At 37.0% G+C, this 12,746-nt stretch carries 12 protein-coding genes; 5 read left to right on the top strand and 7 right to left on the bottom strand.

What is annotated here, in order from left to right:
- Nucleotides 1-78: 78 nt before the first annotated feature.
- Nucleotides 79-756, bottom strand: a complete 678-nt coding sequence (gene mnmD, locus ABJ974_RS08960) for a tRNA (5-methylaminomethyl-2-thiouridine)(34)-methyltransferase MnmD (protein WP_419867903.1) — start codon at nucleotides 754-756, stop codon at nucleotides 79-81.
- Between the two features lie 85 nt (nucleotides 757-841).
- Between mnmD and ABJ974_RS08955 the strand changes: the two genes are divergently transcribed.
- The 4 genes from ABJ974_RS08955 (at nucleotide 842) to ABJ974_RS08940 (ending at nucleotide 4,904) form a co-directional block, all read left to right on the top strand.
- Nucleotides 842-1,915: a branched-chain amino acid aminotransferase gene (locus ABJ974_RS08955; RefSeq protein WP_419867902.1), complete on the top strand. Its 1,074-nt coding sequence runs from the start codon at nucleotides 842-844 to the stop codon at nucleotides 1,913-1,915.
- A 92-nt stretch (nucleotides 1,916-2,007) separates the two neighbouring features.
- Nucleotides 2,008-2,517 (top strand): FKBP-type peptidyl-prolyl cis-trans isomerase, encoded by a 510-nt coding sequence (locus tag ABJ974_RS08950; protein WP_419867901.1) that lies wholly within the window; start codon nucleotides 2,008-2,010, stop codon nucleotides 2,515-2,517.
- 81 nt (nucleotides 2,518-2,598) lie between these two features.
- Nucleotides 2,599-3,636, top strand: a complete 1,038-nt coding sequence (locus ABJ974_RS08945) for a peptidylprolyl isomerase (protein ID WP_419870960.1) — start codon at nucleotides 2,599-2,601, stop codon at nucleotides 3,634-3,636.
- Between the two features lie 95 nt (nucleotides 3,637-3,731).
- On the top strand, nucleotides 3,732-4,904 hold the full coding sequence (locus ABJ974_RS08940; protein ID WP_419867900.1) for an aspartyl protease family protein: 1,173 nt from the start codon (nucleotides 3,732-3,734) through the stop codon (nucleotides 4,902-4,904).
- A gap of 66 nt (nucleotides 4,905-4,970) precedes the next feature.
- On the opposite strand, the gene ABJ974_RS08935 is transcribed toward ABJ974_RS08940, so the two are convergent.
- The 6 genes from ABJ974_RS08935 to ABJ974_RS08910 form a co-directional block, all read right to left on the bottom strand.
- Entirely contained in the window at nucleotides 4,971-6,329 is a 1,359-nt protein-coding gene (locus ABJ974_RS08935; RefSeq protein WP_419867899.1) for a M28 family peptidase, read from the bottom strand.
- A 1-nt stretch (nucleotide 6,330) separates the two neighbouring features.
- Nucleotides 6,331-7,740 carry a M28 family peptidase gene (locus ABJ974_RS08930; protein ID WP_419867898.1) on the bottom strand — a complete coding sequence of 470 codons (1,410 nt, stop codon included), beginning with the start codon at nucleotides 7,738-7,740 and terminating at the stop codon, nucleotides 6,331-6,333.
- A gap of 54 nt (nucleotides 7,741-7,794) precedes the next feature.
- Nucleotides 7,795-9,039, bottom strand: a complete 1,245-nt coding sequence (locus tag ABJ974_RS08925) for a DUF1015 domain-containing protein (protein WP_419867897.1) — start codon at nucleotides 9,037-9,039, stop codon at nucleotides 7,795-7,797.
- An 8-nt stretch (nucleotides 9,040-9,047) separates the two neighbouring features.
- On the bottom strand, nucleotides 9,048-10,007 hold the full coding sequence (locus tag ABJ974_RS08920; protein ID WP_419867896.1) for a D-2-hydroxyacid dehydrogenase: 960 nt from the start codon (nucleotides 10,005-10,007) through the stop codon (nucleotides 9,048-9,050).
- 110 nt (nucleotides 10,008-10,117) lie between these two features.
- Nucleotides 10,118-11,182: a 3-phosphoserine/phosphohydroxythreonine transaminase gene (gene serC / locus ABJ974_RS08915; RefSeq protein WP_419867895.1), complete on the bottom strand. Its 1,065-nt coding sequence runs from the start codon at nucleotides 11,180-11,182 to the stop codon at nucleotides 10,118-10,120.
- 115 nt (nucleotides 11,183-11,297) lie between these two features.
- Nucleotides 11,298-11,648, bottom strand: coding sequence for a 4Fe-4S dicluster domain-containing protein (locus ABJ974_RS08910; RefSeq protein WP_419867894.1), 351 nt, complete (start codon nucleotides 11,646-11,648; stop codon nucleotides 11,298-11,300).
- Between the two features lie 59 nt (nucleotides 11,649-11,707).
- Between ABJ974_RS08910 and ABJ974_RS08905 the strand changes: the two genes are divergently transcribed.
- On the top strand, nucleotides 11,708-12,742 hold the full coding sequence (locus ABJ974_RS08905) for an acyl-CoA reductase (RefSeq protein ID WP_419867893.1): 1,035 nt from the start codon (nucleotides 11,708-11,710) through the stop codon (nucleotides 12,740-12,742).
- The last annotated feature ends 4 nt before the right edge of the window (nucleotides 12,743-12,746 follow it).

Raw genomic sequence — 12,746 nt, 5'->3', positions numbered from 1 at the left:
ATTTTAGCAGCTATATGCATCAAACTTATATAAAATAAATTAAAGGATAAACTAAAAATTAAAGAAACCTTTTCTGTATTAATGAAGTTTAATGGCGTTAATCATCTCTCTTTTTCCCGGAGGACCCTGTTTTTTTTCCACTTTAAAATTTAGTTCTTCCAATATTCTCCTTACGCTTCCTTTAGACGAATAGGTGGTTAATAAACCGTTCACATTCATTTTGTCGGCTACCATTTCAAAAAGAGGTTTTTCCCAAAGGTCGGGCTGAACCCTGGCACCGAAACAGTCATAATATACCAGATTAATTTTTGGTAATACAATGTCTTTCAGTTCAAAAAAGTCACATTGTATTTTTTGGAGATGGAACCCTTTAATAATTTCTACGGATTTCTCCCATTCCGTTTGATGAATTTTCTGATAAATTTCTTTTAATTCAGGGTTACTAAAAAGCTCAAAATAAGCCAGATTATCAATTTCGGATTCGTTTATGGGATATTTTTCAAGGCTAAAATAATTGATGACATGATTTTTATCAGTTTTTAAATATTCATTAATTGTAACTAAAACATTCAATCCTGTTCCAAAACCAAGTTCTAAAATATTAATTTCGCAATCATTTATTAAATTAAGTCCATTTTTGATAAACACATGTTTTGCTTCCTGGAGTGCCCCGTGATGGGAATGATAGTTTTCATTTAATTCACTGATATATAATGTTTTACTACCATCTTGAGTGGTCTTTATTTCTCTTTCCAAACTATTTTTTTTTCAAATTTACTCTAAAATTTTTATATTTAGAAAATTATGTTAAATTTGTAGAACATCATAAAAAATTTTAGAAATGATAATTCAAAAAACTGAAAACTCCAAAATTTCTACATTTGACCCACAGAATTTTTCATTTGGAGATACTTTCATAGATCATATGGTGATTTGTGAATATCAAGATGGAAAATGGGGTGAAGTAAAATTAGTACCTTACGGTCCATTACAATTTACACCTGCCATGATGGGCGTAAATTACGGACAAGCTTGCTTTGAAGGGATGAAAGCATACAAAGACAAGGATGGTCAAGTTTTCCTTTTCAGGCCTGAAAAGAATTTTGAACGTATCAATAAATCGGCTAAACGTCTTGCCATGCCTGAGGTTACGGAAGAGATGTTTATAGATGGCTTAAAAGCATTAGTAGATATAGACAGGGATTGGATTCCACAGGGAGAAGGAATGTCTTTATACATCAGACCCCTGATTTTTGCTACAGAAGAAGCCCTGAAAGCAAGAGTTTCCAATAGATATCTTTTTGCTATTGTAGCGACTCCGGCCAGAAGCTATTATACAGCTCCTGTGTCCGTGAAAATTTCTGATCATTATTCAAGAGCTGCCAATGGAGGTGTGGGTTCTGCAAAAGCTGCGGGTAATTATGCTGCATCTTTCTATCCTACACAGCTTGCTATAGAAGAAGGATATGAGCAAATTATCTGGACGGATGATGCTACTCACGAATTTTTTGAAGAAAGTGGAACGATGAACGTATTTGTCAGAATTAATGATACGATCTATACGCCGCCAACATCTGAGAAAATTTTAGATGGGGTTACCAGAGACAGCTTTATCCAGCTGGCTAAGAAAAGAGGAATTGAAGTGAAAGTAGAGCCGATAGCTGTTAAAACAGTAATTGAAGCACAGAAAAACGGTACGCTTAAAGAAGTTTGGGGAGTAGGTACAGCCGTAGTAACTACTGTTTTCCAGGCATTAGGTTATAATAACGAAAAACTGGCTTTACCTAAGCTTTCTGATGAAGAAAGTTATGCCGTAACCCTTAAGAATGATCTGGTGGGACTTCAAAGCAATCTTACCGAAGATCCTTTCGGATGGAGGGTTTTGGTGAAGAAAAACGTACTGGAAACAGTTTAAATTTATTCACATACTTTTATATATGAAGCCAGGATATTCTTGGCTTTTTTTATTTTTTATCTCCTTTGAATTGTGTATTTTCGCAACAGTTTATGAAAAAAATACTCTTTATATCAGTATTAAGCCTTATGAGCTGCAACAGAAATACTCAGACTCATCCTCCGGTAGGTGGGATTCTAAGTAAGAGTGATCTGGATGTTTCCAAAGAAAGAATGAAAAATCTTAATGCTCAGGAAAGAATGCTTATCCAGGAGTGGATCAATGGTCAGCCTGTGAAATTTTATTCTACACAACTGAACTATTGGGCAGATAAGGAAGGTTTTGATAAAAGAGAAAAAAGACAGGATAACAGCCTGGTGTCCTATTCTTATGATCTGTATGATTTTGATCAGACAAAAATCTATGACCAGCCCATACAGCGAAGAGATGCTAAATTTGGACATTTTGATGAACTGAAAGCGGTAGAAAATGCTTTACGATTTATGCAGGATGGAGAGGAAGTTACGCTTTTGGTTCCATCGTCTTTAGCCTACGGAACGTATGGTGACGAGAAAAAAATAGGAAATGACATTCCCTTAATCATAAAATTAAAAGTATTATAAATAATGAAATTGTTTAACAAGAATATAATTCTGGCAGCGGCAAGTATTTCGCTGATGAGTTGTACCCCAATTTATAAAAAAATGAACGTAGACAAAGAAACTTACGAAGGTCTTAATGACGGACTTTATGCTAATCTTCAAACGACTAAAGGTAACATGATCGTTAAGTTTGAAGACAAGAAAGCACCTGTTACTGTAGCCAACTTTATTGGACTTGCAGAAGGAAAAATTGATAACAAGGCTAAAGCTAAAGGCGTTCCTTACTATGATGGAACCATTTTCCACAGAGTAATTAAAGATTTTATGATCCAGGGAGGAGATCCTCAGGGAACAGGAATGGGTGATCCGGGATATAAATTCGAGGACGAAAGAAATGATCTTAAACATACGGGAAAAGGAATCCTTTCTATGGCCAACTCCGGACCTAACACAAATGGTTCTCAGTTTTTCATTACCGAAGTGGCTACCCCTTGGCTAGACGGAAGACATACTATTTTTGGTAAAGTAGTGAAAGGAGAGGATGTGATCGATGCTATTGCCAATGTAGAAAAAGGAGCTCAGGACAAACCAAAAACTGATATTGTGCTTGAAAAAGTTTCCGTATTCAGTAAGGGAGATGAATATAAAAACTATGATGCAGCAAAGACTTTCAATGATGGGAAATCTAAAATTGCTGAAAACAATAAAGCTTACTTAGCAAAAGAAGAAGCGGAAAGAAAGAAAAAAGAAGAAGAGTTCAAAGCGAATCAGGAGAAACTGGTAGAAAACCTTAAAGCAGGAATGCAGAAAACAGAATCCGGACTGTATTATAAAATTACTAAAACAACAGACGGTAAAGCTCCTAAAGCAGGAGATAATGTTTCTGTACACTATGCAGGAAAATTAATCGACGGAACTAAATTCGATTCTTCATTCGACAGAAACGAACCTATCGAAATTCCAATCGGTATGGGAAGAGTGATCAAAGGTTGGGACGAAGGAATTCTATTATTAAAAGAAGGAGAAACAGCTACTTTATTGATCCCGCCGGCAATGGCATACGGAGAAAGAGGGGCAGGAGGTGTAATTCCGCCAAATGCTTGGTTGATTTTTGATGTAGAGCTTGTAAAAGTGCAATAATTAAGAATTTAAATAATATGAAAAGCCATCCTTCGGATGGCTTTTTGTGTTTTTTTTAAGAAAGAAAAATCTTATTTTCGTATCAAAATTATTCTATGCATAGATTCCTGTCCCCGCTTTTTATTTTCTGTATGATCTTCATTTCTGCTCAAAACAAAAGATTTTTTGAAACTGGCCAGGTAGATTTAAAAACGCCGGTGGAAAAGATCAACTTAAAATATGCCAATGAGCTGGCTTTTGTACAGGTAAATATCAACGGGAAGTTTTATAATTTTCTTTTAGATACAGGAGCACCTACCGTTATATCAAAAGCTGTTTATGAAGAACTGAAGCTGAGCAAAAAATATAAAACAAGGGTGAAAGATTCCCAGAAGAATGTCCAGCAGCAGATTTTTACCCATCTGCCGGAAATGAGAGTGGATCAGGTGGTTTTTAAAAATATAGGCGCTATGGTAATGGATCTGACAATTTCCGAATTGGGATGCTTTAAGATTGATGGGATCCTGGGAGCCAATCAGATGGCAAAAGTATTCTGGAAAATTAATTATTCCGAAAACTCTATCCTGGTAACTAAAGATCTGGCTAATTTTGACTTCAAAAACTACAATGCGGTAATCCCCTTTACGACACAGGCCCAGAAAACCCCGATTGTAGAGTCTAAGCTATCCGGTAAAAAAATAAACATGACGTTTGATACCGGTTTTTCAGGAAGCCTTAAAATACAGGATAAAGATTATGATCCTGAGATGAATTCCGGTGAGTCGGTGGAAACGTACGGAACCAATTCCGTAGGAGCCTTTGGAGGAGCCAAGCCGGCAGAAGGCTACATATTTACAACAGATAAGCTTAGTATAGGTAATCAAAACTTTTCCAAAGAAATTGTAATGACAGGAAATTCCAATCTGGTTGGAAATGGATTTTTAAAAGATTTCAGCTTTATCCTGGACTGGAAAAATAATAAAGTTTATTTACAGCAGGTGAAGACAAGTCCTTCCAATCTGGAGTCTTTTGGGTTCGGTTACCGGTTTATTGAAGAAAAACCAGTCATTGTCTATGTTTTTAAAGATGAAAATCTGCCTTTGAAAATCGGGGATTCTATTCTGAGCATTAATGATGTCAGTTTTGAGAACCTAAATAAAGAGTCAGCCTGTTTTTATTATATCAATAGAGTAGAAAGCGAATCCAATACCATTAAAGTGAAAGTAAAGCGAAATGGGGAAGTACTTGCTTTTACATTGAATAAAAAGGAATACATCAAAACGTTGTAATCATTCAACAATAAGAAATAAACTGTTTTTAAGCTATGCCTAAAAACAGTTTTAACTTTAAATAATTTACCAGTTTTTATCAATCATATAAATAAGCTGAGTCATAACAGTGGCACCTAGTAACAACTCTCTTCTGTTTACTTTGTCGAAAGTATCTTCCTCCGTATGGTGAATATCAAAATAGCGCTGTGAGTCCGGTACAAGCTCTGCGGTGGGAATATCCATTTCATGCAAAGGAGAGATGTCTGCTCCGGAATATTGGCCTTCAAAATTATAAGCTCCGTAAGGAAAAAATAAAGGAGTCCAGCTTTTGATCTGATCTCTTTTTTCTTTACTCATTTCCAGAGCAAAACCTCGGGGAGTAAATCCGCCTGCATCCGATTCAATGGCAAAAAGATGTTTTTCTCCGGATTCTTTTACGGCTTTTCCATATTGTAATCCTCCTTTAAGCCCGTTTTCCTCATTGGCAAAGCAAATGACACGGATAGTATGATTGTTCTGTAAGTTTAAATTTTTAAAAGTTCTCAATACTTCAATACTTTGTACAATGCCGGCACCGTCATCGTGAGCGCCTTCACCTACATCCCATGAGTCCAGGTGTCCGCCGACAACAATGACGCTGCGGTCTTTTTTGCCTGTCAGTTCCCCAATTACGGAATGGGATAATTTTTCTCCTTTCATCCCACAGTTAGAATTAAGCTTGGCTGTGACCGTCTGGTTTTTTAAAAGGTTTTCCAGTTCATCAGCAGTTGTATTTCCTATGGCTACTGCCGGAATTTTAGGGATTCCGTCTTTATATCGCATTGCACCCGTATGAGGAACTTCGTCAAAAGCAGAAGAAAGAGAACGTATAATGGCAAATTTTCCTCCTTTTTCAGCAGTTAATGCAGCTGCGGAAACTCTGTACTTGGCAGCATCACCATATCCTTTGAAAGTTTCAATAAAATCCTGACTGAAGGGATAGTTGAAAAAAAGGATTTTGCCCTTTACTTTTTCAGGGGACAGCCGGGTGTATTCTTCCATGGATTTCACCATAATAATATCTCCTGAGATATCTTTTCCGCCAGTTCCTTCAGAATTACCCAGTGAAAGCATTTTTACCGTTTTCCATTGCCCATTGGAAGTTTTGATCTGTAAAGATTCTTTTCCTCTTTCCCAAACGGGGATCATCACTTCCTGCAGCCAAACTTTATCGGCGCCGGCTTCTTTTAATTTTTGAGCAGCCCACTGCACTGATTTCTCATAGGCTTCGGAACCGCTTAAACGATGCCCGATGTTTTGAGTTAGATCTTTTAATTCGGTGTAAGCTTTTCCTCGGTTTAAAATTTCCGTAGAGATTTTGCTGAACTGTATGGAATCTTCTTTGGCCTGTCCGGAAACGGCTATTCCAAGAAGTAATACCGAAGTGTACATTATATTTTTCATTTTACCAGTTTTGATCAATCATGAAGATCATTTGTGTCATGGCTACTGCACCCATAAGAAGTTCTCTTTTATTGACTTTATCAAAAGTATCTTCTGAGGAGTGATGGTAATCAAAATACCTCTGCGTATCTACTACGAGCTCGGCTAAGGGAATATCAAGTCTTTTCAGTGGAGATACGTCCTGTATCGCATCTGTACGGTCAAAATCATAAATTCCGTAAGGCAGGAAATAATTTTTCCATGGATAGATCAATCTTCTGCGTTGAGGAGACATGTCCAAAGCAAATCCACGGGGAGAATATCCTCCTGAATCGGAACCTAATGCGAATATATGTTTTTCTTCTTTCTTTTTTACATATTCCATGTAGGTGTCTTTTCCCATGCCTCCATTTTCACTGTTGGCATAAAGGACTACCCGTATGGTGTGATTATTATTGATACCTAAAGATTTAATAGTTCTCAACACTTCCAGACATTGTACTACACCTGCTCCGTCGTCATGGGCACCTTCTGCAAAATCCCAGGAATCAAGCTGGGCACCCAGCACGATGACTTTTTTGTCTTTATTGCCCGGAATTTCCCCGATAATATTATGATTAATAGCTTCACCCTTAAGTTCTGCCGTCATATTCAGTTTGGCTTTAACAGGTTGCTTTTTCAGCAGCTTTTCCAGTTCATCAGCAGATTGAACACCTATGGTAAGTGCCGGAATCCTGACCTTATCATCCGCTTCATAATAGACCATTTTGGCATGTGGAGTATTATTGTTAGCCGTAGTTAATGAACGTATGATTAAACCTTTGGCTCCTCTTTTTCCAATTACCGAAGCGGAAATAAGTTTGGATTTGGCAGCAATAAGGTAAGAGTCTACCGTATTAACGATTTTCTGATCAATAGGGGAATTGACAAATACAATTTTATCTTTAAGCTGTGCGGAAGTAAGGGAATTGAGCTCGGAAAAATCATTCACCAGTATAATATCGGCGATAATATCTTTGCCGTTGGTTCCTTCTGAGTTTCCGAAAGAAAGCATTCTTATGCTTTTCCAGTCTCCGTTTCCGGTTTTAATCTGAAGAGATTCCCTGCCACGGATCCAAACGGGAACTTTTACTTTCTGTTTCCAGATATTTTCTGCTCCTGCTTCCTGCAATTTCTTTTCCGCCCATTCGGTTGCTTTCTCATATCCTGGTGTCGCACTGAAGCGGGGGCCTACCTTTTTGGTGAGCTCGGCAAGGTTTTCATAGGCATTGCCATTGGAAAGTATTTCATCGGAAATCTTTTTGAATTCATCATAGTAATTGAATTTCGCTACGGGAACTACCTTTTTTTGCGGTTTTTTATGGTTCTTATTTTGTGAAAATAAAAATCCACTCAAAAAGAGTGGAAGTATTATGATGAATATTTTTTTCATTGTTGATTACCAATTCTTTTCCGCGTATAAAAATAGGGAAAAAATAAGAATAATCTAAGGTTTCATATCATACATTAGCAGTGCTGTAACTAATTTTGGCTCAATTAAGGTGCATTTTGGTGGCATGATAAGTTTTTCATCGGATATTTTAATCATATCATTAAAGCTTACCGGATATACTCCGAAACCGACTTTACCTTCTCCCTTGTCTATTTTTTCTTTAATAAGGTTGATCCCTTCTATATTGGAGCTTCCTTTTACATAAGAAATCTGATCCGAACTGTCGGAATCATTGATATGCAGAATGTTTTTAAAGATATATTTATCTAAAAGATGATGATCGAGATTATCCAGGGACATTTCCAGGGAACGAAGGTCATGCTTTACGTGAAGGGAGTAGAATTTACCATCCAGATACATGGAAATATGGAACTTCTGTGAAGGGAAATAAGGAGTTTCTCCTTTTTCGTGGATCAGAAAATACTCTTCGATTTTTTTCAGAAATTCCTCAGTGCTCATTCCTTTGATATCGCTTACAATCCTGTTGTAATCATGAATTTTAATGGACTGGTTGGAAACAATAAAGCTGTATACAAAGTTATAAGCCTCGGTACCGTTATGCCTTTTGTTTTTTTCTTTATGATATTTGGCATTCAGTGCCGTAGATCCGATCCTGTGGTGCCCGTCTGCAATATAAAACGAATCTATCTGGTCAATTACTTCTTTGAACTGCTGCAGCTTCAAACGGTTATCTATCCTCCAGATTTTATGCCTGATCCCTCTGGAATCCTGATGATTAAGAATGGGAACATTTTTTTCCTCATGGTTCATCAGCAATTCTATTTTGGAATTGGAAGGGTAGGTAAGAAGTACAGGTTCCGCCTGTAAATTTACTTTTTCAAGATAGTGAGCGAGCTTTTCTTTTTTCTGGGGAATGGTACTTTCATGTCTTTTGATTTTCCCGTTCCAGAAATCCTCAATGCTTGCCAGTCCTAAAAGTCCTCTGAAAACCTGTTTATTCGGGTATATCTGTTCATACAGATAGTAAGAAGAATTATCCTGAACTAACTTATTATCATCCAATAGCTCTTCAAATGTTGAACGTATTTTTCTGAGATTCCGGTCTATGTCTTTGGATTTACTTACAACATAGGGTTTAATCATATTGATGTAAGTATTTTCTACTTGAGCTTTTTCCGCTATTTCCTCCTGAGTGAAATTATCAAGGGGATGGGTAGGGAAAACATGCTCATAATCTTTATGTGGTCTTATTCCGCGAAAAGGTTTAAAAACAGGCATAGTTTATTTTATAGTTCGTTTTTTATCTTAATAATTTGTTCTGCAAGCTCTACTCCGATTTTTTCCTGAGCATCAATCGTATTTCCACCAAGATGAGGGGAAAGTGAAAGTGCAGGATTCATCAGTAAAGGAAGTTCAGGATTAGGCTCACTTTCGAAAACATCCAAAGCAGCACCGGCTACTTTTCCGGATTCGATAAAATCCAGTAAGGTCACTTCATTCAGAACACCACCTCTCGCTGTGTTCACAATATAGACTCCGTCTTTCATTTTTTCAAACTGTGGAGTGTCTATAATATATTCCGTTGTTTTAGGTGTGTTGATGCTTATGAAGTCGGTATCTTTAAGAAAGGCATCCATATCATTGGTGGAAGTAATCTCAAATTGCAAAGACTGTCCGTCAAAAAAGCTTAGAGCAAGTGTTTCTGTTTTGGGCTTTCTGGTAAGTACTTTTATTTTCATTCCCAATGCAATACCCATTTTGATAACTTCTTTTCCAATTCCTCCAAATCCTATTACCCCTAATGTTTTTCCGGAAAGCTCATAGGCTTTGCCGAATGATTTTTTCAGGCTGTTAAATTGAGTGTCACCTTCTAAAGGCATCAGTCTGTTGGATTCATGGAGAAATCTTGCTAAGGAGAAAAAATGGGCAAAAACCATTTCTGCTACGGATTTGGAAGAAGCGTTTGGAGTATTGATTACATAAATTCCTTTTTCAATGGCATATTCCACATCAATATTATCCATGCCGACACCACCTCTTCCTATTATTTTAAGGCTCGGGCAGGCGTCTATAATGTCCTGTCTTACTTTGGTGGCACTTCTCACAAGAAGAACGTCTACCTTATTCTCATTAATAAAATTAATGATATGATCCTGCGCAACACGATTATCCAGGACTTCAATTCCTGCATCTTTTAATACTTGTTCTCCGGCTTTGGAAATCCCGTCGTTAGCTAAGACTTTCATATTCTTTTATTTTATAGAAAACTTAATTATTTTTCAACTTACCTTATTCGGTTAAATTAATAATAATTAGTAATCTTTTATTTTTGATAATTTTGAGTCGTCTAATATAGTTATTTTATAGATTTCATAACATCTACTAAAACTTGCACGCTTTCAATAGGTAAGGCATTATATAAGCTTGCTCTGTATCCCCCTAAACTACGGTGTCCGTTTAGCCCGTTAATTCCGGCAGCTTTCCACGCATTGTCAAATTCTTCTTTTTTGCTTTCATCCAACAGTTTGAAAGAAACATTCATAAGAGAACGGTCTTCCTTCACACAAAAAGTTTCAAACAGTGGGTTGCTGTCAATTTCTTCATATAAAAGTTTTGCTTTGGCTTCATTTCTTTCTTCGGCAGCGGCAATACCTCCGTTCTTTTCCAGATATTGTAATGTTAATAGCGATGCATATACAGGAAATACGGGTGGAGTATTGTACATGGATTCTTTATTGATATGCTGGGAATAATCCAGGTAAGACAACATATTTTCCCTTCCTGTTTTTCCAAGGATCTCTTTTTTTACTACTACAAGGGTAACTCCCGCAGGTCCCATATTTTTCTGAGCTCCGGCATAGATAAGATCGAATTTGGAGAAGTCCAGCTGTCTGGAGAAAATATCAGAACTCATATCACAAACCATAAGCGTATCCACTTCAGGGAAAGATTTCATCTGGGTTCCGTATATCGTATTATTGGAAGTGCAATGGAAATAATCATAGTCTGAAGATACGGTATATCCTTTTGGTATATAAGAATAATTATCCTCTTTAGAAGATGCTATCACATCCACTGTACCCAGTTTTTTTGCTTCTTTAATGGCTCCGGCAGACCAGGTTCCCGTATCTAAATAAGCAGCTTTACCACCTGTTTTCAAAAGGTTGTAAGGAACCATTGCAAATTGTAAGCTGGCACCTCCTCCTAAATACAGCACTTCATATTCATCGCCAAGGTTCATTAATCTTTTTACAATGGCACGTGCTTCATCCATTACTGCTACGAAGTCTTTGCTTCTGTGGGAAATTTCAAGAATAGACAAACCGATTCCGTTAAAATCTAAAATAGCCTCTGATGATTGTTGGAATACTTCCTGAGGTAAAATACATGGTCCTGCGCTGAAATTGTGCTTTTTGCTCATTTTTTTACTTTTTTATAGGCAAGAACTTTCGAACTTGCGTTTTCATTAATATTTGGATTATTCTTTGAAAATAAGATTAAAAAAACCGCCTCATATTAAGATGAGACGGAGTTATTTATTCACCGTGTAAGAATGCTTTCTTATTAAGCAGTGCTTCTTCGGTTTCTACATGATCTTCATCAGGAACACAGCAATCTACCGGGCAAACCGCGGCACATTGTGGCTCTTCATGGAATCCCTTGCACTCCGTACATTTATCGGTAACAATGAAATAAACATCATCATTCACCGGTTCCTGAGGTGCGTCCGCATCTACCGTTAATCCGGAAGTTAAGGTAACAGTACCTTTGAGTTCAGTACCATCGGATGCTTTCCAATCTACTGCTCCTTCATATATTGCATTATTAGGACATTCCGGTTCGCAGGCTCCACAATTAATGCATTCATCAGTTATTTTAATAGCCATCGCTAATTTTTTTTAAATTTGCACAAAATTACAAAATATTCCCCAATTTTACAGCAATTATGGATATTGAAAATCAAATTTTAGGACTTGCGCAATTAGGTGATTATATCAATGGGTTTTTACAAAAGGGCCCGGAGGATTTTAATGAAAGTGATGCCAAATTCGAAATATTACTGAAAAAATCAGAAATAGAGAACCCTTGGTTTACCATTGATAATCAGAAGTTTGCTCTTCGGCAGTGGGCCGGACTTCTTCAGGAATCTAATATCAGAAAGTGGCTGGCGGATTATTCTCCGTCAAAAGTTTCCAGGAGAGTAGGGCTGATTCTTGCCGGAAATATACCTTTGGTAGGCTTTCATGATGTAATCTCCGTGATCCTGAGCAATAACATCCCCGTTATCAAACTTTCCTCCAAGGACAAGCATATGGTGCCTTTTTTATTGAAAAAATGGAAAGAATTTTCAAAAGATAACCTCTTGTACGAGATCGTAGAAAAACTTGAAAATTTTGATGCGGTAATTGCTACCGGCAGTAATAATACGGCCAGGTATCTGGAATATTATTTTAAAGATCATATGAGTATTATCCGGAAAAACAGAACTTCAGTAGGCGTTCTGAAAGGGGATGAAACGGATGAGGAGATCAGGCTGCTGGCAAAAGATATTTTTCAGTATTTCGGATTAGGGTGCAGAAATGTAACCAGGATTTTTATTCCTCAGGATTTTGCACTGGATAGGTTATTTGAAAATTTTCTGGATTTTAAAGACATCATTCATCATAATAAATATGCCAATAATTATGATTACAACCGTGCCGTTTATCTTCTCAATCAGGAAAAATTCTGGGATAATAACTTTGTGATGCTCAAAGAAGATGATAAATTGTTCAGTCCGCTTTCTGTGATCAATTTCAGCAGGTATTCTTCGCTGGATGAAGTGAAGAGCTTTATTGATGAAAATGAAGAAAATATACAGTGCATCGTAGCCAAAAGTGAGCTGGCACTCGACTCCATAGGTTTTGGAGAAGCCCAGAATCCCGGGCTGGATACCTATGCGGATAATGTAGATACGATGAAGTTCCTTGAACTTATTTAATTAT

The sequence above is a fragment of the Chryseobacterium sp. CT-SW4 genome (genome assembly GCF_048572715.1).
Taxonomy (GTDB): domain Bacteria; phylum Bacteroidota; class Bacteroidia; order Flavobacteriales; family Weeksellaceae; genus Chryseobacterium.
The sequence above is the reverse complement of the archived record's forward strand: the minus strand, read 5'-3'. Positions and strand labels throughout refer to the sequence as shown.

Coding starts and splice junctions, on each gene's coding strand:
- ABJ974_RS08940 (WP_419867900.1), top strand. CDS start 3,732: ATGCATAGATTCCTGTCCCCGCTTTTTATTTTCTGTATGATCTTCATT.
- ABJ974_RS08930 (WP_419867898.1), bottom strand. CDS start 7,740: ATGAAAAAAATATTCATCATAATACTTCCACTCTTTTTGAGTGGATTT.
- ABJ974_RS08945 (WP_419870960.1), top strand. CDS start 2,599: ATGAACGTAGACAAAGAAACTTACGAAGGTCTTAATGACGGACTTTAT.
- ABJ974_RS08920 (WP_419867896.1), bottom strand. CDS start 10,007: ATGAAAGTCTTAGCTAACGACGGGATTTCCAAAGCCGGAGAACAAGTA.
- ABJ974_RS08905 (WP_419867893.1), top strand. CDS start 11,708: ATGGATATTGAAAATCAAATTTTAGGACTTGCGCAATTAGGTGATTAT.
- ABJ974_RS08925 (WP_419867897.1), bottom strand. CDS start 9,039: ATGCCTGTTTTTAAACCTTTTCGCGGAATAAGACCACATAAAGATTAT.
- ABJ974_RS08955 (WP_419867902.1), top strand. CDS start 842: ATGATAATTCAAAAAACTGAAAACTCCAAAATTTCTACATTTGACCCA.
- ABJ974_RS08910 (WP_419867894.1), bottom strand. CDS start 11,648: ATGGCTATTAAAATAACTGATGAATGCATTAATTGTGGAGCCTGCGAA.
- ABJ974_RS08950 (WP_419867901.1), top strand. CDS start 2,008: ATGAAAAAAATACTCTTTATATCAGTATTAAGCCTTATGAGCTGCAAC.
- serC (WP_419867895.1), bottom strand. CDS start 11,182: ATGAGCAAAAAGCACAATTTCAGCGCAGGACCATGTATTTTACCTCAG.
- ABJ974_RS08935 (WP_419867899.1), bottom strand. CDS start 6,329: ATGAAAAATATAATGTACACTTCGGTATTACTTCTTGGAATAGCCGTT.